At 40.8% G+C, this 22,749-nt stretch carries 20 protein-coding genes, 2 tRNA genes and 1 pseudogene; all 23 read right to left on the reverse strand.

Annotated elements, in window-relative coordinates:
• Positions 1–25 precede the first annotated feature (25 nt).
• The 23 genes and pseudogenes from purH to ACVR1G_RS09895 all read right to left on the reverse strand — a co-directional run bounded on the left by purH (position 26) and on the right by ACVR1G_RS09895 (position 22,703).
• A complete protein-coding gene (gene purH, locus ACVR1G_RS09785; protein WP_447452991.1) occupies positions 26–1,573 on the reverse strand; it encodes a bifunctional phosphoribosylaminoimidazolecarboxamide formyltransferase/IMP cyclohydrolase in 1,548 nt (515 codons plus the stop codon).
• Between the two features lie 59 nt (positions 1,574–1,632).
• Positions 1,633–2,193, reverse strand: a complete 561-nt coding sequence (locus tag ACVR1G_RS09790) for an LOG family protein (protein WP_447452992.1) — start codon at positions 2,191–2,193, stop codon at positions 1,633–1,635.
• Entirely contained in the window at positions 2,190–2,507 is a 318-nt protein-coding gene (locus ACVR1G_RS09795) for a MazG nucleotide pyrophosphohydrolase domain-containing protein (protein ID WP_447452993.1), read from the reverse strand. Before ACVR1G_RS09795 ends, ACVR1G_RS09790 begins: the two co-directional genes overlap by 4 nt.
• Positions 2,507–3,061 (reverse strand): phosphoribosylglycinamide formyltransferase, encoded by a 555-nt coding sequence (gene purN, locus ACVR1G_RS09800; RefSeq protein WP_447452994.1) that lies wholly within the window; start codon positions 3,059–3,061, stop codon positions 2,507–2,509. Before purN ends, ACVR1G_RS09795 begins: the two co-directional genes overlap by 1 nt.
• Positions 3,061–4,086, reverse strand: coding sequence for a phosphoribosylformylglycinamidine cyclo-ligase (gene purM / locus ACVR1G_RS09805; protein WP_447452995.1), 1,026 nt, complete (start codon positions 4,084–4,086; stop codon positions 3,061–3,063). Before purM ends, purN begins: the two co-directional genes overlap by 1 nt.
• 46 nt (positions 4,087–4,132) lie before the next feature.
• On the reverse strand, positions 4,133–4,798 hold the full coding sequence (locus tag ACVR1G_RS09810; protein WP_447453011.1) for an alpha/beta fold hydrolase: 666 nt from the start codon (positions 4,796–4,798) through the stop codon (positions 4,133–4,135).
• Positions 4,795–5,106 (reverse strand): alpha/beta hydrolase family protein, encoded by a 312-nt coding sequence (locus ACVR1G_RS09815; RefSeq protein ID WP_447452996.1) that lies wholly within the window; start codon positions 5,104–5,106, stop codon positions 4,795–4,797. Before ACVR1G_RS09815 ends, ACVR1G_RS09810 begins: the two co-directional genes overlap by 4 nt.
• 14 nt (positions 5,107–5,120) lie before the next feature.
• Positions 5,121–6,560 carry an amidophosphoribosyltransferase gene (gene purF / locus ACVR1G_RS09820; protein ID WP_447452997.1) on the reverse strand — a complete coding sequence of 480 codons (1,440 nt, stop codon included), beginning with the start codon at positions 6,558–6,560 and terminating at the stop codon, positions 5,121–5,123.
• Between the two features lie 131 nt (positions 6,561–6,691).
• Positions 6,692–10,417: a phosphoribosylformylglycinamidine synthase gene (locus tag ACVR1G_RS09825; RefSeq protein ID WP_447452998.1), complete on the reverse strand. Its 3,726-nt coding sequence runs from the start codon at positions 10,415–10,417 to the stop codon at positions 6,692–6,694.
• A 51-nt stretch (positions 10,418–10,468) separates the two neighbouring features.
• A complete protein-coding gene (gene purC / locus ACVR1G_RS09830) occupies positions 10,469–11,176 on the reverse strand; it encodes a phosphoribosylaminoimidazolesuccinocarboxamide synthase (RefSeq protein WP_447452999.1) in 708 nt (235 codons plus the stop codon).
• A gap of 472 nt (positions 11,177–11,648) precedes the next feature.
• Positions 11,649–12,347: an ATP-binding cassette domain-containing protein gene (locus ACVR1G_RS09835; RefSeq protein ID WP_447453000.1), complete on the reverse strand. Its 699-nt coding sequence runs from the start codon at positions 12,345–12,347 to the stop codon at positions 11,649–11,651.
• A 237-nt stretch (positions 12,348–12,584) separates the two neighbouring features.
• Positions 12,585–13,490: a helix-turn-helix domain-containing protein gene (locus tag ACVR1G_RS09840; protein ID WP_447453001.1), complete on the reverse strand. Its 906-nt coding sequence runs from the start codon at positions 13,488–13,490 to the stop codon at positions 12,585–12,587.
• Between the two features lie 210 nt (positions 13,491–13,700).
• A pseudogene (locus ACVR1G_RS09845) lies at positions 13,701–14,159 on the reverse strand (ATP-binding cassette domain-containing protein); the annotation flags it as partial.
• 969 nt (positions 14,160–15,128) lie between these two features.
• Positions 15,129–15,374 carry an acyl carrier protein gene (gene acpP, locus ACVR1G_RS09850; protein WP_447453002.1) on the reverse strand — a complete coding sequence of 82 codons (246 nt, stop codon included), beginning with the start codon at positions 15,372–15,374 and terminating at the stop codon, positions 15,129–15,131.
• A gap of 12 nt (positions 15,375–15,386) precedes the next feature.
• A complete protein-coding gene (gene plsX, locus ACVR1G_RS09855) occupies positions 15,387–16,376 on the reverse strand; it encodes a phosphate acyltransferase PlsX (RefSeq protein WP_447453003.1) in 990 nt (329 codons plus the stop codon).
• 215 nt (positions 16,377–16,591) lie between these two features.
• Complete coding sequence (gene recO / locus ACVR1G_RS09860) at positions 16,592–17,347, reverse strand: DNA repair protein RecO (RefSeq protein WP_447453004.1); 756 nt, start codon at positions 17,345–17,347, stop codon at positions 16,592–16,594.
• Complete coding sequence (locus tag ACVR1G_RS09865) at positions 17,337–18,512, reverse strand: pyridoxal phosphate-dependent aminotransferase (RefSeq protein WP_447453005.1); 1,176 nt, start codon at positions 18,510–18,512, stop codon at positions 17,337–17,339. Before ACVR1G_RS09865 ends, recO begins: the two co-directional genes overlap by 11 nt.
• Before the next feature lie 97 nt (positions 18,513–18,609).
• Complete coding sequence (locus ACVR1G_RS09870) at positions 18,610–19,578, reverse strand: ribose-phosphate diphosphokinase (RefSeq protein ID WP_447453006.1); 969 nt, start codon at positions 19,576–19,578, stop codon at positions 18,610–18,612.
• 122 nt (positions 19,579–19,700) lie between these two features.
• On the reverse strand, positions 19,701–21,047 hold the full coding sequence (locus ACVR1G_RS09875; protein WP_447453007.1) for a CHAP domain-containing protein: 1,347 nt from the start codon (positions 21,045–21,047) through the stop codon (positions 19,701–19,703).
• Between the two features lie 89 nt (positions 21,048–21,136).
• A complete protein-coding gene (gene mreD / locus ACVR1G_RS09880) occupies positions 21,137–21,640 on the reverse strand; it encodes a rod shape-determining protein MreD (protein WP_447453008.1) in 504 nt (167 codons plus the stop codon).
• Position 21,641: 1 nt separating this feature from the next.
• On the reverse strand, positions 21,642–22,472 hold the full coding sequence (gene mreC, locus ACVR1G_RS09885) for a rod shape-determining protein MreC (RefSeq protein ID WP_447453009.1): 831 nt from the start codon (positions 22,470–22,472) through the stop codon (positions 21,642–21,644).
• Between the two features lie 66 nt (positions 22,473–22,538).
• Positions 22,539–22,626: transfer RNA gene (locus ACVR1G_RS09890), tRNA-Ser, on the reverse strand.
• A gap of 5 nt (positions 22,627–22,631) precedes the next feature.
• Positions 22,632–22,703: transfer RNA gene (locus tag ACVR1G_RS09895), tRNA-Glu, on the reverse strand.
• Positions 22,704–22,749: the final 46 nt, after the last annotated feature.

The following is a 22,749-nucleotide window of genomic DNA, read 5'->3' on the forward strand; positions in this document are numbered from 1 at the left end:
CTGTCCCGCTCATCATTTTTCTCTATCAATGCCTAAAATGCCTCACCCCTGTAAACACCATAGCGATACCGTATTTATCCGCCGCTTCAATGACTTCTTGGTCGCGCATCGAACCACCCGGCTGGATGATCGCCTTGATACCTACAGCTGCGATTTCTTCAACATTATCAGCAAATGGGAAGAAGGCATCTGAGGCCAAAATGGCACCGTCCAGACGGTCTGCTGCCTGTTCCAGAGCAATCTTAACCGCTCCAACTCGGTTAGTCTGACCCGGACCAATGCCAAGTGTCATATGGTCGTTGGCCACTAGAATCCCATTTGACTTAACGTATTTGATAGCCTTCCAAGCAAACTCAAGGGCTGTTTGCTCACGGTCATCAGGCTGACGTTTGGTGACAGCTTTCCAGTCAGCTGGATTTTCCTTGACCACATCTTGATTTTGGACAAGGAGACCGCCAACCACACCGGTGTATTCTTTTTCAGCTTGACTGGCTTCTTGAGCGTCAAAAGGCAACTCTAATATGCGTAGGTTTTTCTTTTTAGTCCTAAGAATCTTAAGCGCTTCATCTGAATAAGACGGTGCAATGATGATTTCTAAGAAGATGCTGTGCATTTTTTCAGCTGTAGCCGCATCCACCTCACGATTGAGCACAACAATACCACCGAAAATAGAAACTGGATCAGCTGCGTAAGCATTGTCCCAAGCGCCTTCAATCGTGTCAGCCTGACCGATACCGCAAGGGTTCATGTGCTTGAGGGCAACAACAGTCGGACGAGCAGTAAAATCACGAATAATACGAATAGCTGCATCGGCGTCACGGATGTTGTTGAATGAGAGTTCTTTACCGTTGAGCTGTTTGGCTGAGGCAATGGAATACTCGGTCGGAATGGCTGATTGATAGAAATCCGCATCCTGCTGTGGGTTCTCACCATAGCGCATAGGCTGTTTAAGATCGTAGGTGATGGTTAATTTTTCAGGCTTGGTCTCACCCACTTGCGCTGTGAAATAGTCGGCAATAAGTGCGTCGTAAGCCGCTGTATGGCGGTAAACCTTAGCAGCCAAACGCTGACGAGTGGCGTAAGTTGTTTCATCATCCGCTTTAAGCTCATCAAGCACTACCGCATAGTCCGCAGGATCCACGACAACCGTGACACTAGCATGGTTTTTAGCAGCGGAACGCAGCATAGATGGTCCGCCGATATCAATATTTTCTACGGCATCCGCATAAGTGACATCTGATTTGAGGATGGTTTCCTTGAAAGGATAAAGATTGACCACCACGAGATCGATGAGCTCAATATTATTATCCCTTGCAGCCTGCAGATGACTATCCAAATCACGACGTGCTAGGAGTCCACCGTGAATATTAGGGTGAAGAGTCTTGACACGGCCGTCCATCATTTCAGGAAAGCCAGTCACATCGTCAATAGCGACAGTCTTAAGTCCAGCCTCATCAAGGGCTTTTTTAGTACCACCAGTTGAGATGATATCCCAACCAAGTTTTTTAAGTTCTTGGGCAAATGCAACAATACCTGTTTTATCAGATACACTGATCAGTGCGCGTTTAGTCATGATTTTTCCTTTCGTTGATACTTTTTAGAATCGTATCCATATTGCTTATTTTTATTCTATTAGTATTTTCTGATTTTAGGTGCTTGGTAGGTTTTTATAAATTCTTCTATCTCTACTAAATTATCAGAAAAAAGAATTTTACTGCGGTCTGCCTGACTGAGAAATCCTTCCCTTACCATATCGTCATATTGGTCTTGTAAACGATCAAAATACCCAGCTACATTATATAAAATACAAGGGGCATCATTTTGACCAATCCGAGACCAAGATATGACTTCCGTAATTTCTTCTAGAGTTCCCGGACCTCCCGGGAGAGCAATAAACCCCTCTCCAAGTTCAACCATTTTTGCCTTACGACTAGGCATATCATCAACTACGATTAGCTCATTTATATCGGAATGTGCGATTTCTCTATCCTTTAAAAAACTTGGGATAACTCCTATAGCATAACCTCCATTCGCTAGAACGATATCCGCTATAAGCCCCATAAGACCGATCTTGCCGCCACCATAAACTAAGTCATGACCATTATGAGCCAGCCATTGTCCAAGTTCTCTGGTTCTGGTTTGGTAAATATCTTTATAGCCTAAACTAGCCCCACAATAAACCGTTATTTTCATGGTGCAAATCTCTTTTCCAATTTATTTTTATGGGTTTCCATAATATCCTCCAAAGAAATTTGGTACTTATCGGCCAGAATAAAAATATTATCTAGCACATCTCCCAGCTCTTCTTTGATATCAGCAAGATTTTCAGCATCACCTTGAACAAGCTCATCAGGTCTATCTCTACCAATCTCTTTTTTTCGGATAGCCTGCGCCAACTCTCCGACCTCTTCTGTCAAAAAATTACAGCGGATAAAGGGGTTGTAATGATACCAATGACGCTTTTTATAAAAAGTACTGACCCAATTTTGATAATCTTTTAGATCCATTATTTTTCCTCAACTTCAAGTTCTCTCAGCACCTCTGGATACAACTGATACTCAGCCTCATGAATCCGAGCTTCAAAGGTTTCAATGGTGTCATCAGCTAGGCGCGGCACGCGCACTTGTTTGATAATTTGGCCCGTGTCAACACCGCTATCCACCCAATGAACCGTTACACCGCTCTCAAAAACACCTGCATTCCAGGCATCTTCGATACCATGGGCACCGGGAAATTCGGGTAGATAGGCCGGATGAATATTGATGATATGCCCCTGATAGGCCGACAGAAGTGTCGCTCCTATAATTTTCATGTATCCAGCGAGGACAATCAAATCAATCTGATGTTGTTCTAAGAGTTCCAAGATAGAGGTTTCATAGTCTGCCTTATTGTTGAATTCCTTAAGTTCAAAGGCGTAGGATAGAACATTTAGGTTCTGCGCCCGTTCAAGCACATAGGCATCTCGATGGTCTGAAAAGAGAAACTCAACGGGGAATTGCTCAGCGATAACTTGGAAATTGGAGCCATTCCCAGAAGCAAAGACTGCGATCTTTTTTCCCATTACTTGATCACCACACTAGCGTCAGTTTTTTCCACAATGCGACCTAACTCATAGACAGCTTCATCTACCAGTTCTTTGACACGATCCACATTTTCAGGACTTACCGCCAACATGAGACCAATCCCCATATTGAAAATTTCAAACATTTCCTCATGCTTGATCTCACCGTATTTTTCAAGAGCCTTGAAAATTGGCAGAACTGGCACCTTGTCTTCTTCAATTTCAGCAGCCAAATCATCCGCAAACATACGGGGAACATTTTCGATAAAGCCACCGCCTGTGATATGAGCAATCCCATTGACTAAGCCTTCCTTAACCAGAGGCAGTACTGGCTTAACATAAATCCGTGTTGGCTCAAGCAAGACTTCCTTAAGTTTTTTGCCGTCTAATTCTGGCAGCACTTCTTCACCCGTATAGTCCGCAAAGACACGGCGGACAAGCGAGTAGCCATTTGAGTGAATACCGCTAGATGCAAGACCCAGCAGCACATCGCCTTCCTTAACTTTTGAGCCATTAATGATTTGACTTTTTTCAGCAATACCGACCGCAAAGCCCGCTAAATCGTAGTCGTCTTGGCCATACATACCAGGCATTTCAGCCGTTTCCCCGCCGATAAGGGCCGCACCAGCCTGCACACAGCCTTCAGCGACACCGGCAACTACCTGTTCCAACTTGGCAGGCTCATTTTTACCAGTAGCCACATAGTCTAGAAAATAGAGGGGCTCAGCACCTGCCGCAATGATATCATTGACACACATGGCCACACAGTCCTGACCGATGGTATCGTGCTTATCATATTTAATAGCCAGCATAAGCTTGGTTCCAACACCATCTGTCCCTGAAATGAGGACGGGCTCTTTAACACCAGTTGTCGTCAAATCAAACATGCCACCGAAGCCCCCAAGAGCTCCCATGACCCCCAGACGCTCTGTCCGTGCGACATGTTTTTTAATACGTTCGACCACTTCATAACCAGCCTCAACATCAACACCCGATTGGGCATAAGCATTTTTGTTTTCAGACATCTTTTCTCCTCTTTTTAATATGGGCAATTCTCCCAAGCTTTCAACCTTAGGATTTTGCCAAATGTGATAAACTTTCTAAAACCTTCTCCATCATATCAACACCTGGTATATGACCAGTATTTCTGACAATATTTAATTGAAGGTTATCATTTGTCGTTTGGCCAATTAACTTTTCTATCGTTTTCGTTGATGTCACAATATCTGTATCCCCTTGAAAAATTCTGTAAGGAATAGCTATAGACTCAAGTGTTTCACTCAAATCAACCTGAAGGAGCTCACGCCAGAGAGGAAGAGCAGTACTCTTCCGATAGCCATTATTGACAATTGCCTTAAAGTCACGAAACCTATAATCAGGACTGGTCAACAATCCCCAGATAATAGGAAAAGTGGGAATTTTATTTCCTTTTTTATTGATATAACCATCTGTATATTTGTTAATACTAGAACTAATCAATTGAAGGTCTTTAGTGGTAAGGGGTTGGGCAATTATTTGACGAATCCTATCAAGTTTCCTTTTGGGGATAGCGGAGTCCGCCAGTGTATTTATCACTTCATCACAGAGAAAAAGATCATTAATAACTTGTCCTGAAACGACAACACCATCTACTAGTTGTGGATACCGACTCGCCACTAGAGCACTGAGTACAGAACCCCAGGACATACTAAACAGATAAAGTGGATTGTTAGAGAATAACTTTTTAACCTCTTTTATGAGGTCTCTCTGGTCATATCAACAAAAGTACTAATCTTAAAACATTCATCAATGGGATAATTGTTTATCCCGCAACCTAGCTGATCCCAGTAAACCATGATAAACTGACTGGTAAATTGGGGAAACAAACCTCTACAGCCAACTGAAAAAGGTATCGGACCTCCCGGTCCACCGTGCAAAGTCATAACAAGAGGAAGAGTGGCATTTTCCCCTTCAATCAACACTTCCTGCGAAAAACCTGCTAGTGAAAAGGTATGAATTTCTGATACAGCGTTCTGCGCAATAATCTCTCGTCTTCGTTTATTCAAACTATTCCTTCTCCCTAGAAAAAACTCGTCTTCTCTTTAAGACTTTCCAGATAGCGTTCCTCATAGTCATAGAGAGGGGTCGGATAATCACCATCAAAGTAGGCGACGCAAAGACCACCATTAGGTGCATTGGTTTCAAGGCCAACGGAATCAATCAGACCTTCTTTCGACAGATAGGTTAGACTATCTGCTCCGATAATCTGACGGACTTCCTCGACACTGTGATTAGCCGAAATCAGCTCTTTTCGATCTTGAATATCGATCCCATAAAAACATGGATAGGCTAAAGGCGGGCTGGCAATAGCCACATGCACTTCTGCTGCCCCCGCTTCACGAAGAAGCTGCACAATCCGGCGACTGGTCGTTCCACGAACAATCGAATCATCGATCATAACCACGCGCTTGCCCTTAACCACACCGGAAACGGCTGACAACTTCATGCGTACCCCTTGCTCCCGCAGTTCCTGCGTTGGCTGGATAAAGGTACGCTGAGTGTACTGGTTTTTGATCAAACCCATCTCATTTGGCAGACCTGATTCCTCCGCAAAGCCCATGGCTGCTGATAAAGAAGAATTAGGCACGCCAACGACAATATCCGCCTGCTGATGAAATTCCTGAGCCAGACGTTTCCCCATGTTTTTGCGCGCTGTATGGACATTAACACCAGCAATGGTCGAGTCCGGACGGGCAAAGTAGACATATTCCATAGAGCAGATAGCCAGCTGAGTGTCTGCCGTATAGCTATCGTAGTGAATACCTTCATCATCGATTATCACAAGTTCACCAGGTTTAACATCCCGAACCCACTGGGCACCGACAACCTCAAAAGCACATGTCTCAGAAGACACCACCCAAGCGCCATTTTTCATACGACCGATAGACAAGGGACGAAAACCATTAGGATCCAGAGCTGCAATTAGCTTATCCTCAGCCATGAGCAGGTAGGCAAAACCGCCCTTAACTGTTGCCAGCGCCTCTTTCACCTTATCCATAAAATCTGTTTGTTGACTATGGCGAATGAGGTGGGCTAGAATCTCAGTGTCAGAGGTTGACGAAAAGATGGCCCCTTTTTCTTCCAGTTCACGCCGCAAGGAAACAGCATTGGTCAAGTTACCATTGTGAGCCAGACCAAGGTCACCATCGTGAAAACGAAAGTAGAAGGGCTGAATATTATCAACACTGGCTTCACCAGCCGTCGCATAGCGAACATGGCCAATAGCCCCTGTCCCTGTTAACTTAGCCAAATCATCTGAATTCTTGAAGACTTCAGATAGCAAGCCAACATCACGATAACGCTTTAGGATTTTTCGATCGTTCGTTAATATTCCAGCACCTTCTTGCCCACGGTGCTGGAGACTATGTAAGCCAAAATAAGTTACTTGAGCGGCTTGAGGATGATTCCAAATTCCGAACAGGCCGCACTCTTCATTCAGAGATTTTACTTCGTATGTCATTTTTACCTCGATACAAAGGCCATTAAGCCACCGTCAAAATGGGAAAGCGACAGAAATCTTGATTTCCCAAGCGCTTTACCTTTTTGACACAGTGCTTAGGCCGTGTTCAGTACAGCATATAAACTGTATGTTTATTTCCCAGTAAAGTATTTCACAGCACTTTCAAACAGATACTGGTTTTTGTTTCCAGGAATATTTTGGAACAATCCTTCCTCAAAACGTTCAGAATGTCCCATCTTACCGATAATCTGGCCGTTCTCACTGATGATACCCTCAATAGCATAGTAAGAACCATTGGGATTGAAACGCGAATCCATACTTGGCTGACCGTCAAAATCAACGTATTGGCTCCAAATTTGCCCATTGTCACGAAGCTGGTTAAATTCCTCTGGACTGACGACAAATTTTCCTTCCCCATGTGAAACTGGGATCGTATGAATATCACCAACTTCAACGCCAGCCAACCACGGAGAGTTTGTATTGGCAATACGGGTTTCAACCATCTTGGCCACATGCTGGTTGGCATCATTATAGAAAAGGGTTGGACTTGTCTCAGTAGCTTTTTCAAAGTTCCCATAAGGCAGAAGACCAGATTTGACAAGAGCTTGGAAGCCATTACAGATACCGATGATCAGTCCACCACGCTCAATAAAGCTGTCAATGGCAGAACGAACTTTTTCATTAAGTAAGATATTGACAATGAATTTGGCTGAACCATCTGGCTCATCAGCGGCTGAGAAACCACCAGCAAAGAAGATAATATTTGCCTTGGCAATATTGTCAACCATAGTGTCAACCGATTTTTCAATAGCTACTTCATTAAGAGTAACAAATGGAACTAGGTTGGTCTTGGCCCCTGCCTGCTCAAAAGCCTTTGCGGAATCATATTCTGAATTCGTCCCCGGAAAAACAGGAATATAGACAAGTGGCTCTTTCACTTTCTTTAATGCACTTACAGGCACCGGTTTTGTAACTGCTGGAACTTCCCCAAAATCAGAACTCTGTGCAAAAATTGTTGGATAAATATCTTCTAACCTTCCTTCAAAAGCAGCTAACAGCTTACTACCAGAGATATTTACACCATTGACAGACAGTGTAAAGTCTCCACGTGTTTGGCCAATCTTTTTAATGCCCGGAATTTCCTGAGAAGATGTGAAAACAAAGCCACCTAACTGACCTGTCAAGATGGTGTCAACTTTGTCAATATGGATACTTGCTCCAATATGATTACCAAAGCTCATAAGAGCTAAGCTTTCCATTAAGCCACCATATTTAACAGCTGCAGCTGATGATAGCTCGTATTGGGCATGAATTTCTGAAAAGCATTCAAAACTACCCTTGATACCTGAAAAATCAATCGTCTCAGAGAGAGCCTGTCCAGGAATATAATAAATAGTTTCCCCAGCCGCTTTAAACTCAGGGGAGAGCACCTTATTTGTATCAGCCGTTGTCACACCAAAGGCCACCAAAGTAGGGGGTACGGTTAATTCTTCAAAGGTCCCAGACATAGAATCCTTACCACCAATTGATGGTAGACCGAGCTGAACCTGTGCTTCAATTGAACCAAGCAGAGCCGCAACCGGCTGACCAAAGCGTTCAGCTTGTTTATCCATACGCTGGAAGTATTCTTGATATGAGAAGCGTGCTTGTGACCAATTAGCTCCTGTTGCAGCTAACCGTGCTGTCGCTTCAATAACCGCATAGGCTGCGCCGTGGTAAGGGGACCATTCCGCGATGTAAGGGTTATAGCCTTGTGCCATGACCGATGCTGTTCGTGTCACACCGTCTTGGACAGGTAATTTTTGTACAGAACTTTCAGCAGGAGTAATTTGATAACGGCCACCAAGCGGATGGTTGACAGTTGAGCGCCCAACTGAACTATCAAAAATAGTTTGCAGCCCTTTCTGACTCACATGGTTAAGTTCTGAAAGAACAGCTATTGTATCTCGTTCAAGAGTTTTTTCTGATGTTATCCGCTTTTCCGGTAACTTGACAGAACTGTCAATAACCTTAGCATCCACTTGTACACGGACACCATTCGTATCTAAAAAAGCGCGTTCTAAATCAACAATAGTGCGACCTCTCCAAGTCATAACAAGATTTGGCTTTTCAGTTACAGTTGCCACCACAATGGCAGCAATATTTTCGTTGGCACAAGCCTCCACAAAATGATCCGCATCCTCAGGAGCTACGACAACAGCCATCCGCTCCTGCGACTCCGAGATAGCAATCTCGGTCCCATTCAAACCAGCATATTTTAAGGGAACTTTATCTAGGTTAATATTGAGGCCATCAGCTAGTTCACCAATTGCAACACAGACACCGCCAGCTCCAAAATCATTGGATTTTTTAATCAGACGCGTCACATCACCATTACGAAATAGCCGTTGAATTTTGCGCTCCTCAAGCGCATTCCCTTTTTGAACCTCAGCCCCAGCTGTTTCTACCGACTCAGCCGTTTGAACCTTAGACGAACCGGTTGCACCACCAATTCCGTCACGCCCTGTTTTTCCACCAAGCAGAATCACCACATCTCCAGCTGCAGGCTTTTCACGCCGAACATTAACTTTCGGTGCCGCTCCGACAACTGCCCCAAGCTCCATACGCTTAGCCACAAATCCTGGGTGAAAATACTCTTTGACATACGTTGTTGCTAAACCAATTTGATTACCGTAGGAAGAATAACCATGAGCTGCAGTTTTTGAAATGACCTGCTGCGGTAACTTACCAGTACGAGTATCAGCTATTGCAGCTGTAATATCACCAGCACCTGAAATTCTCATGGCCTGATAAACATAGGAACGTCCTGATAAAGGATCACGGATTGCTCCACCGATACAGGTTGCCGCACCGCCAAAAGGCTCAATTTCCGTTGGATGATTATGGGTTTCATTCTTAAACATCAGAAGCCAAGGTTCTTTGACACCATTGACATCAACTTCAATTTCGACAGAGCAAGCATTAATTTCATCAGACACTTCCATATCATCAAGACGTCCATTAGCCCGTTCATACCGCCCAAAAATCGTCGCCATATCCATAAGAGTCTGCGGTTTATGATCACGGCCTAATTCATGGCGCATGGCCAGATACTTTTCGTAACTTGCCTGCAACTGTGATTGGAACTGCGAAGCTGAGAAATCTATTGATTTCAACTCAGTTTCAAAAGTCGTATGACGGCAGTGATCTGACCAGTAAGTATCCAAAACTTTGAGCTCTGTCTCAGTAGGAACACGGCCTAACTTTTTAAAGTAATTTTGAATAAAAAGCAGATCATCTACTTCCATAGCTAAACCCTGTTCAGCCTTATAACTTGTAAACTGTTCTGCTGTATAGTTGTCAAAGAAATCTAAGGTCATAATTCTCTCATCAGAGAACGAGAAATCTTGTGGTTGAATGTCAGTCCTTATATCTTTAAAGCGGGAATCAACGGGATTTAGCAGATAAGCTTTGACTGCTTCTAACTCTTCTGGTTTAATATCCTTATTGATAAGGTAAAGCTGGGCTGTATGAACAACACTATCGTCAGCTCCCCCCAACAAAAGAAGAGCTTCCTGCGCACTTGCTGCGCGCTGATCAAACTGCCCCGGCAAGGCCTCGATCGCAAAGAAAGCAAAATCGTCAAGAGCCGCAACTAATTCAGATTCATCTAAAAGACAGTCGGTTACGCGTTCAGAAAACACCTGCAACTCTGCTGACTTTAATAATTCCTTGTCAATATTAAAAACATCGTACACCTGAATCAACCGGATGCTTGACAAACTTGTCAATTGTAAACAATGTGTCAACTCCTTGACAAGGGCTTCCGCTTTCCCTCGAAAATCAGCCTTTTTTTCTACAAAAATACGTTTATCCATAACACTAAAAATTACCCTTAACCTCAATTCTTAAAATTATCATGTGAGCACTTAAACCAATTCTTGCAACTTAGTCCATACCAACTGATAAATATCTGTCAAATTCCCTAAATCCCGGCGAAAAACATCTTTATCCATATGATTTCCTTTTTCATCCCAAAGACGGCAATTATCCGGTGAAAATTCATCGGCTAAGATGATGTCCCCATTTTGATCGAAACCAAATTCTAATTTGAAATCAATCAGTGTCAAACCAATCTGGTTGAACCAATCTGTCAAGAGTTGATTGATGCGGCGAGTCTCAGCTTTCAAAAAAGCAATCTGTTCATCGTTGGCAATCCCCAGAAACTTGACATGCTCATCATTGATAAAAGGATCATCCAAATCATCATTCTTATAATAAAATTCCACAATTGGACTTTCAAGCTTGCTACCTTCTTCCAAGCCAAAACGCTTGGCGAAGGAACCAGCAGTGTAGTTACGCAACACCACTTCTAAAGGGATAATCTCAACCTTCTTATTCAATTGTTCAGTTTCCGATAGGGATTTGACAAAGTGAGTCGCAACTCCTGCTTGATTCAATTTTTTAAAAATAAAAGATGAGATTTGATTGTTCAGTCCCCCCTTACCTTGGATGGTCTCTTTTCGAGCCCCATTGAGCATAGTAGCCTGGTCCTTGTAAACAGACACAATCAAATTCTCATCTTCTGTATCAAAAATGTCCTTCGCCTTACCACTATAAATCAACTGTTTTTTCATCAGAAAGTTCGCCTTTCGTTTTTATTATATTAAAGTTTAACACATAAGATTTTTGATTTCAATATTTTACAAACATTTAAAAGATTACATTTTTATATCATTCGGTTTTTGCTGTTTTTGCTTTCCTAAAACTATTTTGAAGACTATATTAATAAGAAATCTCCCTATACTCAAAAAAACAAAATCAGATTATAAGACCCCGTAGACATCTTAGAGTCCAGTGAATATTTAGCAGCGCTGACGCAGAGCCCCCTAAGATCACTTAAATCTTATGAAGTAGGGAAACAAGACCAGCAGAGCTAGCGTCATAAGTACAAGGGCTCATTATTTGAGATTTTTAAAGGAGGCTAATTTCTCAAATTAGGTAAAAATAAAAGGACTGAGTCCTACACGGTAACGGAAGACACAATCCCTTTTACAAATTAATAGTTCAGCCTAGAATACAGCTCAATAAAACACTTTTAATTTTCCATTAATGGAGATCTACCAAATTAGCCTGTGTAAAACGGGCATGATAATTAGGAAGGTCACTAACCTTTTGCCCTTTATCAATCTTGACAATACGATTAGCATAATTGATAGTATTACCCCTGTGAGCAACAAAGATCATCGTACGATCCAATCTGGTTAAATTTTCAATAACCCTTGCTTCAGTCTCACTATCCAGATGGCTAGTAGCGACATCAAAAATTAAGAGAGGACGCCCAATAAGCAAGGCATTCGCAATAGCCAAGCGCTGCTTCTGACCATCAGACAAAATATCTTCTGAGATAAAAGTCTGGAAACCTTGTGGCAGGGCTTCAATGTCTTCTAAGATTTCACTGGCGGAACAAGCAGCTATCAAGGCCTCTTCACCAATCTGGCTCTCAGTCCCCAGCAATAAATTATCTAAAACCGTCCCCTTGAGAATATAGGTTCTCTGTGAAATATAGGTTGTTAAATGACGTAGATCTGATGAATCAGCAAGTTCTCCATCATAGTATATCTTCCCTTGCTTAGGTTCTATAAAACCCGCAATCAATTTAACTAAAGTTGTCTTACCAGAACCACTTTTCCCAACCAAGGCAATCTTATCACCCCTATTAATGGTTAAATGGATATCCTGTAATACCCCTTTGTCTATACGAGAACCATAACGAATCTCTTCTAAATTTATAAGTTGATTTACCATATGATAACGTTAACTGAGTTAGCCCTCCATTCTTAAGTCTGAGATATCTCCCCTCTTCAAGATTTTCCACCGAAAATCTAGTTATCTCGTAAACTTCTAACGTATACAGAGACAAGCAAGAATAATTGCTGTTACTAGTGATTTAAAAAATGATTTCATAGTAGCTAACTCCTTTCTTTCACTTACAAGTACTATTATACTGATCTTAAGCACAAAAAAATAGTGACATCGATGTCACTATTTGCTTAAACCATCATTTCTCATCTCCATTTTTATATCCTCAATGATAACTGAATCTCCCAATACCTGCCCAAAGGCCAAGGCCTGATTATAAAATTCTCTAGCCTTTTCTTTATTCCCTTTTACTTTGATATAATACTTCGCCTTGGCTTCTAAAACACCCGCCTTATAAGTATGCAGCTGAGCCCGCTCAATCACCTCCTCAGCTTTTTCTGCTAAGGACAAAACATCTCTGTAATCATCGTGATGCGCATAGACGCTAATAATATCCATCAAGGTTACTAAAAGTTCCACATTATAGAGCTCGTCAGAAGTCGGCTCTTGCCGCAGAAGCTTGCGCTTAATCTTTTGAAGAACTTCCGCATCGTAGTACTTTTCCCTTTGAATCTTTAACAGATAATAACCTAAATACAGATAATCATTGAATTGAAAAACCTTCTTTTTCAATACTTGTTCAAAGGCATCATCATAAATCTCCTCGATATTGGGTAACCTATCCCCCAACAGTGAATTATAAATATTCTCAGATAGATCTAAAAAGAGCAACTCATCTTCAGGCAAAAGCTCAAAATACTGCTCATAAATTTCCTCAATCATTTTTTGCTTCTGCTGAACTCTGTCTGGATCCCCATAAGTGGGAAACTTAATAATACGCTGCTTCTTTTCAAAGTAATCACTTGGAATCTTGATATCATCACCTTCCAGTAGATCAGACATCGTTGTATTGAGCACTCGCGCAATGTATTCTAACTTTTCTATAGAAGGAAGTGACTCACCACTTTCAATACGCACTAGCTGGCGAACGGTTAATTTCTCACCATTACCGCAGACATTGTCACGCGATAACTTCCGCTCCTGCCTTACTTCACGAATTCGCTGCCCGAGTCTCCCTTTAATCCCCAAAAGAATGCCCCCTCACATATAATTATCAGCTCAACATTATACCTTGTTCTTATTTTTTAATCAATATCAAAAAGATTTCATTTTAATAACAGAAGCGTAATCGCTACAGAATAACCCAGTATTTAATGATAATATAAAAACATTCTCAACTATAGATCAATTGAGAATGCTTATACTATCTATGAAAAAGAATTTATTTTTGTACTAACATTAACCCGCAACATGACCTAGATGTGGCCACCATAATCTTTGAGTAGATTGGTCACTAACTTTTTGACCACCTTCAATCTTAACAATTCGATTAGCATAATTTAAAACACTACCTCGGTGGGCAACAAAGACCATCGTACGGTCGATTTGAGTCAGATTCTTAATAACCTTTTCCTCCGTATCTCCATCAAGTCCACTAGTAGCTTCATCAAACACTAAAATAGGCTGGTCTGAAAGCAAGGCCCGTGCAATTGCCAAACGTTGTTTTTGTCCACCTGATAGACCGCCATCCTCAGAGACTTGGGACTGAAAACCTAATGGCATAGCTTGAATATCTTCCAAGATTTCGGCTACCGCACAAGCTTCCATCAGACACTCCTCATCAACTTCACCAGAGACCCCCAGCAATAGATTTTCTAAAATGGTTCCTGTAAAAACATACGATTGTTGTGACATATAGGGAGTGGGATCAACCCAAAAATCGAAAATTTTGGTTCTCACCACTCCTTAATTTTAAAGTGGTGACCTGAAACGGTCTCTCTCCAGACCGTTTTTGACACTTGCTTTGCAAGCTTTATTTCCCGATTAAAAAGGCCTCCCAGACCTTTTTAACCCACCCCCGCGTAGCGGGGGACCTTTGGAGATTGGAAATAAGATGAACAGCGTTCATCACATTTGTTTAGATTTTCCGCTTTGGTCTTGTGGCAAAAGGAAAACCAGCCAGCAGTGGTTCATTGGTGCTAAAGCACCTAATGAACTGTGCAGGAGTAAGACTTCTTGATCTAGCCTACAACTCTTACTCCCAACCACTGCGCCAAGAGTTCATTACAAAACAGGAAGACTGGACGAGTTTTTGTCCAGCCTCAGGTTTCTAAATTCAACAATGACATTAATGTCACCCTTTTGTGAAAAATTATAATTCGCACTAAAATAATAAAGTAATTCTCTCCCCAGTAAAATTAACTTAAGCAGCAAAAAACTTCTCGTAAACCTAAAAACAAAGAAACTTTTAAGATTTAGAGTTGGCTAAGGCTCTTTTTCCCAAACCTATTATAACTAAAACGACAACAATTAAAGCTGCTGGATGTGTTACCTGTCCTAAAATTAGTTTTGATATTAATAATACTGCTAATAATAAAGCACTAATACGACCTATTTTTTCATCATAAAAATCCGGAACTTAGAAAAGTTAGTTATTCAACTGAATCACCCGACCTTTGTGAATGCTACAAAGTTTCAAGCTATCATCTTAACAAAATTTCCTTAGCTCTACTTTATCCTTTCTCTAAAATTAATTTCTTCTAACTGGGAAGTAGAAATAACCCTAAAAATTTCGATTTCCTTTAATCCTAAATTCCCTAATTTTTTGAAAGCCGTTGTTTAGAAGGGAAACTAGTATAAAAAAAACAAACCCTTTCGAGTTTGCCTTTACTCCCCTACTTTAGTTGTTAAATAATCCAGCATATTGCCAAGTGTCGTCATGTCCTCAATATCATCGTCAGGAATTTCAATAGCAAACTCATCCTCTAAGTTTACTACAAATTCCATCAAATCAATAGAATCCACACCAAGCTCATCTTTAAATGAGGTCTCTTCTGTAACTTCCAAACTTTCTAAATGCATCTGCTCCTTAATCATCTGGCTAATTTTGGCAAATATCTCTGATCGTGTCATCGCTATCCCTTTCTATTCGGAAAATTCCTCTACAATCTCTTCAACAACCTGATGCTCTAGCATAGTTCTGACCTGTCTAATCGTATAATAAACCGATTTAGCATCACTAGAACCATGGCACTTCACCACAGGAGCCTGTAGCCCAATGAGCACAGCACCACCAGCCGATGAATAATCCATGATACTGCGCAGGCTATAGAGACTGTCTTTCATGAAATAAGCACCAAGCTTAGCCTTAACACCGCCAGTTTTGATAGCTGTCTTCAAGGCACTAAGAATAGAAAGACCAGTACCTTCAATGGTTTTCAAAACCGCATTACCCGTAAAACCATCTGCTACAACAACATCTGCTACACCGTTAAGCAACTCACGCGCCTCTACATTCCCAACAAAGTTAATCGCAGATTCCTTGGATAAAAGTTCAAATACCTCTTTACGAAGGGGATCCCCCTTAGTTTCTTCTGTCCCGTTATTTAAAAGGCCAACACGCGGATTTTTTACTCCACGTACAGCTTCCGCATAGTAAGAACCTAAAATTGCATATTGATGAAGATGGTGAGCCGTATTTTCAGCATTAGCTCCCAAATCTAACATATCAAAGTTGCCACCATCGATCGTCGGCAAGGTAGACATAAGAGCTGGGCGATCAATTCCTTTAATACGGCCAACCACAAAGAGGCCAGCTGCTAACAAGGCCCCCGTATTCCCAGCGGAAATTACCGCTTCAGCTTGACCATCTTTAACAGCTTGAGCTCCTAGTACCATTGAGGCTTGTTTCTTCTTTCGAATCGCCTTTACCGGTTCATCATCTGAATTAATTTTTTCATCCGTGTGGATAATCTCAACTCGCTCATCTGCCTCTAAATACTCTTTTATTTTTGTTTCATCCCCATAAAGTTTAATCTGAATATCATCAAACTCCTCCAATGCTTGATTAACACCTTCGATAATCGCCTGGGGAGCTTTATCACCACCCATTGCATCTACAGCAATTGTTTTCATCAATTATTCCTCTCTTTAAGCCTAATTCAGTGTCAGTATTATAGCATAAACCATCTGTATTTTCATCACCAGTTAGTAATAACTCCTATTATAAAATAAATAAGATTTTAGCGGGCAAAGCACAAGATTAATCTTTCCAAAAACAAAGAAGCAATTCACTACAGTAGTAGATTATCTACGCTATAAAAGGACTGGACAATGTCACAGACCTTCCGCTATTTCATAATATCCCCCCAGCTAGCCAAATCATCAATAAATCTTTTCGATTTAAGATGAATACCAACATAAGTATCATAGAGATCATCTAAGAAAAGTCGAATCTTATGCTTCATCCCTGGCTTCACTGAAATCGTCTGTAATTCCTCAAAGGAAATAGTTTGAAATCTACCTAATAAGTAGAGAACATTAGGATCTAAATGACTACGTCTCATATCCTTTTCATAATGTTCTGGGCATAAAAGACCCGAATATTTATGAGAAAAATCAAATCGTTGCCCTACGCGATGACAAAAAACACACTCATGAAAATTTAAACGTACACCAAAACGATCGAGTAGCTGTAGTTCAAAGATATTCGTCAATATTTCATAATCAAGCCCTTGCTCCATTAACTCTAGAGTTTTTACTAAAAAATCAAAAAGCTGAGAATCATAAACACCGTCAGCAACCGCAGCATCTGCCAAAGCAAGTACGTAACTAGCATAAGATAAAGTAAAAATATCCTCATTAATATGCTTAAAAGTTGTCATTTCCTTATAATCATCAATGTAAGACAAACCATTATCATTAATTTTCATTAGGAAATCCGCTAAAGTTAACGGCTGGATGGCAGACACGAGCTTAGACCGACTAACATGTTTCACGAAAAACATTCGCTTTCCTGAAGTTTCTGTAAAAATTTTGACTAGCTTGTCATCCTCTCGATAATTGCGATTAAAAAGGACAATTCCTCGCGATTCCTTAGTCTGCATATTGCTCCATATATTTTTTCAAACGTTTCATCGCCTCTTGTATCGTCTCCATACTAGCCGCGTAAGAGATGCGTAAATACCCCTCTCCATATTGGCCGAAGGCAACCCCTGGAATCATTGCAACTGCCTTCTGGTGAGCAAAATCTTTTAAAAATTGGAAGGAATCTTGCCCTTCTGCCACTGGAATTTTAGCAAAAATATAGAAGGCCCCTGTTGGCTTAATAATTTTAAAATTCATCTCTTCCATTTTTTCAATGATATAGTCCCGACGCTTAATATACTCACTCTTCATAGAAAGAGCATCATCTTTTCCAACTGTCAAAGCCTCAATTGCAGCAAACTGAGCATTGGTCGTTGCAGCTGTAACCAAATATTGATGGCTTTTAATCAGCTGTCGTGTAAACATCTCAGGGGCAAAGATAAAGCCAATCCTCCACCCTGTCATCGCATGGGATTTAGATAGACCATTGATAATAATGGCTTGATCTGGTAGATACTCCCCAATGGAAACATGTCCCTCATCAGTATAAGTTAATTCCGAATAAACTTCATCACTAACCACAAATACATCATATTTTTTCAAAACATCCGCAAAAGCCTTAATTTGCTCACATGAATAAGCTACACCTGTCGGATTGGTGGGATAATTTAGAAGTACAACCTTCAATCTGTCACCCTGCTCCAGAATAGCCTTTTCCAATTGCTCAGGTGTCAAAACAAAATCATTATCAGTTGTATCAATTTCAACAATTTCAGCTCCAACAAGATTAACAATAGGCTCATAACCTGGATAAGCAGGAGCTGGTAGCAAAACAGCATCACCAGGCTCCAGAATAGCAGTCAGAGCAGCAGATAGAGCCTCTGTAGCGCCGATAGTGACTAAAATTTCAGAATCTGGATCATAGTTCAAACGATATTTTTCTCTCACAAAGTTAGAAGCAGCTTGTCGCAGTTCAGGTAAACCCGCCATACCAGTATAGTGACTTTGATTAGCGTCAATGGCTGCCTTAGCTGCTTCCTTAACATGATCTGGTGTCGTAAAGTCAGGCTCTCCCAGTGTCATTTTCAAAATCCCCGGAACCGATGATATTGACTGATCAAATTGACGAATTAAAGAAACTTCTATTTTTTCCAAGTTTTTATTGAAACGCTTTGCTAAATCCATAAATCCACTCCTTAGTAAATAAGTAATTCTATTATACAGCAAAACTAAAGAATTTTCAGCCTTACTAAAAGAGGTCCGAATTTCGGACCTCCTATATTTATTTAGAAATTTCAAGTTCAAATAGCGGGGAAAGCGGCCGCTTTTCATGGATACGTACAATAGCTTCACCAATCAAATCTGCAATTGAAATTTGCTCAATTTTGTCAATTAGACGCTCACTAGGCAGATAAATCGTATCTAAAACGACCAACTTTTTAATTGCGGATCCCTCAATATTATCTAGGGCTGGTCCAGATAAAACAGGGTGCGTACAAGAAGCATAAACTTCAGTTGCACCTGCTTCAGCCAAAGCATCAGCAGCATGACAAATTGTCCCAGCCGTATCAATCATGTCATCAATCAAAATACAAGTCTTTCCTTTGACATTACCAATGATATTCATAACCTCACTGGTATTCATTTTATCAACACTGCGACGTTTATCAATAATAGCAATTGGAGTATGGAGGCATTGAGCTAATTTACGCGCACGCGTCACCCCTCCATGGTCAGGACTAACAACAACGACATCGTTGCCGACCAATCCCTGACGAATAAAGTAATCAGCAATCAAAGGAGCCCCCATCAAATGATCGACTGGGATATCAAAGAAGCCCTGAATTTGCGCTGCATGCAGATCAACTGTCAACAGTCTGTCAACACCAGCTACCTCAAGCATGTTAGCAACCAACTTAGATGTGATAGGCTCACGCGAACGTGCCTTTCGATCTTGACGTGCATATCCATAATAAGGCATCACAACGCTAACAGTTTCAGCACTAGCCCTTTTAAGTGCATCAACCATTATGAGAATTTCCATTAAATTTGTATTGACTGGTGAACTTGTTGATTGAAGAATAAATACATGGTGACCACGAATAGATTCCTCAATATTTACCTGTATTTCACCATCAGAAAACTGACGGACAGTGGCCTGACCAAGTGAAATACCAATAGAATCAGCGACTTTCTCAGCTAATTCCTGATTAGACGATAGGGCAAAGAGCTTCAAATTGTTAAATGACATGACGTCCTCCAAAATTTAATCCACTAATATTTTAACGTTTTTCATCTAAATTTTCAATGTCGATAAAATACAAAGATATAAAAAAGGAAAACGCTTTTTCAACGTTTCCCATTTCGATATTCTTACTGATAGATAAAGTAGTGAGAACCAGATGAGTTAACATCAAAGCTTCCACGGTAATCACCAATAGACTGGTTACCTGCATAGTTTGATTCATTAACAGTAATAGTAGAACCATTAACAGATGTAACATAAGCAACGTGACCATAGCCACCACCATCGTTAGGCCATACAATGACGGAACCAACTTGTGGTGTAGAACCAGTCGTGTGTCCTGCTGATACAGCGCTTGCACCCCATTGGTTAGCATTACCCCAATAATTACCAACCCATGAAGCCAACGATTTAACACCCCAAGTACATTGCCCAGCTGGGTAAGTGTTAGTATTATCAACCGGAGCAGGGGCTGGAGCTGGCTGAGCTTCAGGTGCTGGTTGAGCCTCAGGTGCAGCCGGAGCTTCTTCTTGAGCTGGAGCTGCAGCAACTTCTTCTGTTTGTGATTGTTCAGGAGCTGGCTGAGCCTCTTGTTCTTGAGCTGGAGCTTCTGAATTTTCAGTAGTTGGTGCTTCTACAGCTGCTTCAGATGCAGAAGTTTCAGCTGAGGCAGATTGCTCATCAACAGGCTGCTGTTGATTTTGTTGATCAACAGCTTCAGATTGTGCTGCTGCCTCAGATGCCGCTGCAACTTCAGATTCTGATGTTGCTACTGAAGCCGCTGCCGATGCACTTGCTGCTTGTGATTCTGCGGTAGATTTAGCAGATACCAACGCTTGTTTATTAGCTTGAGCCGTAGCAATTTCAGTAGCAAGTGCTGCTTGTGCTGCTTCCAACTGAGCTTGTTGCTGAGTTAAAGCAGACTGATTAGCTTGAATAGTTGCTTGGTTTGCAGCAACTTGATCCATAGCTGCCTGGTTTTCAGCTTGCTTAGTTGCAAGAGCAGCTTCATCTGCTTGTTGTTGAGCCAATTGACTTTGGCTAGCAGATACAACTTCATGTACCGCAACGATACGGCTAATAGCTTCTGAAATTGATTTTGAATTCAGAATTGTATTAATATAGCTTGAAGCTGTATTATTCTTTTGAGCATTTTGTGCTTGTGCTTGAATAGACGCATTACGAGCAACAATCTTAGCAGATAAATCTTGAATTTCAGCTGCAAGCGTAGCTGATTCTGTCTGAAGCGCAGAATTTTGTGCCTCAAGTTCAGCATTTTGACCTTCAAGTACGGCTTGTTGTCCTTGGATCAATGAAGCTTGTGACTGAGCTGCTTGTGATTGTGCTGCTAAGTTACTGATAACAGCATCTTGACCAGCAATCGCTGAGTCATAGTCATCCGCTTTTACATGTGTAGCTGCTGCTGTAAGAGCAACACCACTGAGCAATACTGTTGATAAAATACGTTTTTTCATGTTAATAAACTACTCCCATATTGATAAGACCATTATATTATACCAGAAACTAGTCCATCTTTTGTTACGTATATGTTACAGTTATATGTTTATTTAAAGCCGTTTCTACGCATTATTTTATCTATTATTATAAAAATCAGAGAATTTAACAATAAAGAAACAACCAATTGATAAGTGACAAAAGATAAAAAATCATAAGTTGTTAAATGGTAAAGATAAGCCAATCCATAGCAACCAGTCTCAAATAAAGTAATTAAAATGAAGAAGGCTTGTGCTCTGCGAAGTCCCGTTACGAAGTATCTTCCCCACTTTCTAATAATATAGACAACAAGCGGTAATATAAAGAAAGCAACACCAATAAAATTGAGATTGTAGCTATCGTAAATAAGACCTAGTATAAAAGCTAACGAATAAGAAAAGTAGGCATTATTTATATATCTCTGCACAAAAAACAGAAAGATCAGCAAGAAATGTACCTGTAAAATAATAGAACGCCCAGTTAGGGTTGAAAAGATATCAGATAGGTGACCATCAATTAGCATAAGTAAGAAAGCAAAAAGTGATATTGAAATTTTATTTTTAAACCAATTCATTTTATTTACCAATCAAAGTGACATAACTGATATTATCCAAATCCGCTGTAGGAGTAACATAGACTTTTCGCTTGTTCAATTCCTTTGCATCACTAATTGAAGAAATTTTACCAACACTGATACCAGGAATACTTTTGCCATCTAGGCCACTAGTAGTAACACTATCCCCAGCATTCATCGGTTTATCGACATTCAGCTCTTCTATGATCAAGAGATTCTTTTTGGAATTGTAACCCGTTAATATGCCGTAAACATCACCATCTGAGCTACTAAATTTAACGGGAATTTCGTATGTCCCTTCCGAATTAGAAATCAACTGCAGTGTAGTTCCCGATTGTGATACGTCTGATACCTTACCAATCAAGCCGCCATCTGAGACAGCTAGCATAGAATCTGTAACTCCATCATTTTTCCCGACACCAACAGTTAGATTCTCATACCAAGATAAGGTTGAACGAACTGTTACATCACTAGTAATAGTTTCATAACTGGAAAAAGCCTTTTCAATTTCCAATGCATTGGCCAAACTTTTATTCTCTTCCGTCAAAGAATCTACTGTTGACGATTGATCTCTCATTTCGGCAAGTTCTTTTTTTAATGATTCATTTTCACTATAGGCATTAAAGAGCTCTACAATCTCATCCTTAGCTGATGAAGCCCAACGAAACGGATAAGAGACAAAATGATCAATCTTCGTAGTTACGCCATTAATAGGAGTTGCTACTTTTTTAATAACTGAACTATTGCGAAAGATAAAAAAAAGAAGTACTAAAAAAATTAATACACTTGTCACACTAAACGTAACTACACGGGAAAATCTAATTTTTTTCATAAGGAACCTCTTTTTAAAGTAAACAAAACGAGATATCTCACGATAACTCGTTTTTCTTAACTAATACGGAGAATGGGGGATTCGAACCCCCGCGTCAGTTTCCCGACCTAACGATTTAGCAAACCGTCCTCTTCAGCCTCTTGAGTAATTCTCCAACAATAGTCCGTACGGGATTCGAACCCGTGTTACCGCCGTGAAAAGGCGGTGTCTTAACCCCTTGACCAACGGACCCTTCATGGGCACAAGTGGACTCGAACCACCGACCTCACGCTTATCA

This window comes from Streptococcus dentasini, from assembly GCF_053206945.1.

Excerpts from the sequence above, each read along its gene's own strand:
- plsX (WP_447453003.1), bottom strand. The coding sequence starts at position 16,376 with ATGAAAACAATTGCTGTAGATGCAATGGGTGGTGATAAAGCTCCCCAG.
- ACVR1G_RS09825 (WP_447452998.1), bottom strand. The coding sequence starts at position 10,417 with ATGGATAAACGTATTTTTGTAGAAAAAAAGGCTGATTTTCGAGGGAAA.
- purF (WP_447452997.1), bottom strand. The coding sequence starts at position 6,560 with ATGACATACGAAGTAAAATCTCTGAATGAAGAGTGCGGCCTGTTCGGA.
- ACVR1G_RS09865 (WP_447453005.1), bottom strand. The coding sequence starts at position 18,512 with ATGGATTTAGCAAAGCGTTTCAATAAAAACTTGGAAAAAATAGAAGTT.
- ACVR1G_RS09795 (WP_447452993.1), bottom strand. The coding sequence starts at position 2,507 with ATGGATCTAAAAGATTATCAAAATTGGGTCAGTACTTTTTATAAAAAG.
- purC (WP_447452999.1), bottom strand. The coding sequence starts at position 11,176 with ATGAAAAAACAGTTGATTTATAGTGGTAAGGCGAAGGACATTTTTGAT.
- acpP (WP_447453002.1), bottom strand. The coding sequence starts at position 15,374 with ATGACACGATCAGAGATATTTGCCAAAATTAGCCAGATGATTAAGGAG.
- mreD (WP_447453008.1), bottom strand. The coding sequence starts at position 21,640 with ATGAATTGGTTTAAAAATAAAATTTCAATATCACTTTTTGCTTTCTTA.
- purN (WP_447452994.1), bottom strand. The coding sequence starts at position 3,061 with ATGGGAAAAAAGATCGCAGTCTTTGCTTCTGGGAATGGCTCCAATTTC.
- recO (WP_447453004.1), bottom strand. The coding sequence starts at position 17,347 with ATGCAGACTAAGGAATCGCGAGGAATTGTCCTTTTTAATCGCAATTAT.
- ACVR1G_RS09870 (WP_447453006.1), bottom strand. The coding sequence starts at position 19,578 with ATGTCATTTAACAATTTGAAGCTCTTTGCCCTATCGTCTAATCAGGAA.
- purM (WP_447452995.1), bottom strand. The coding sequence starts at position 4,086 with ATGTCTGAAAACAAAAATGCTTATGCCCAATCGGGTGTTGATGTTGAG.
- mreC (WP_447453009.1), bottom strand. The coding sequence starts at position 22,472 with ATGAAAAAAATTAGATTTTCCCGTGTAGTTACGTTTAGTGTGACAAGT.
- ACVR1G_RS09875 (WP_447453007.1), bottom strand. The coding sequence starts at position 21,047 with ATGAAAAAACGTATTTTATCAACAGTATTGCTCAGTGGTGTTGCTCTT.
- ACVR1G_RS09790 (WP_447452992.1), bottom strand. The coding sequence starts at position 2,193 with ATGAAAATAACGGTTTATTGTGGGGCTAGTTTAGGCTATAAAGATATT.
- purH (WP_447452991.1), bottom strand. The coding sequence starts at position 1,573 with ATGACTAAACGCGCACTGATCAGTGTATCTGATAAAACAGGTATTGTT.
- ACVR1G_RS09835 (WP_447453000.1), bottom strand. The coding sequence starts at position 12,347 with ATGGTAAATCAACTTATAAATTTAGAAGAGATTCGTTATGGTTCTCGT.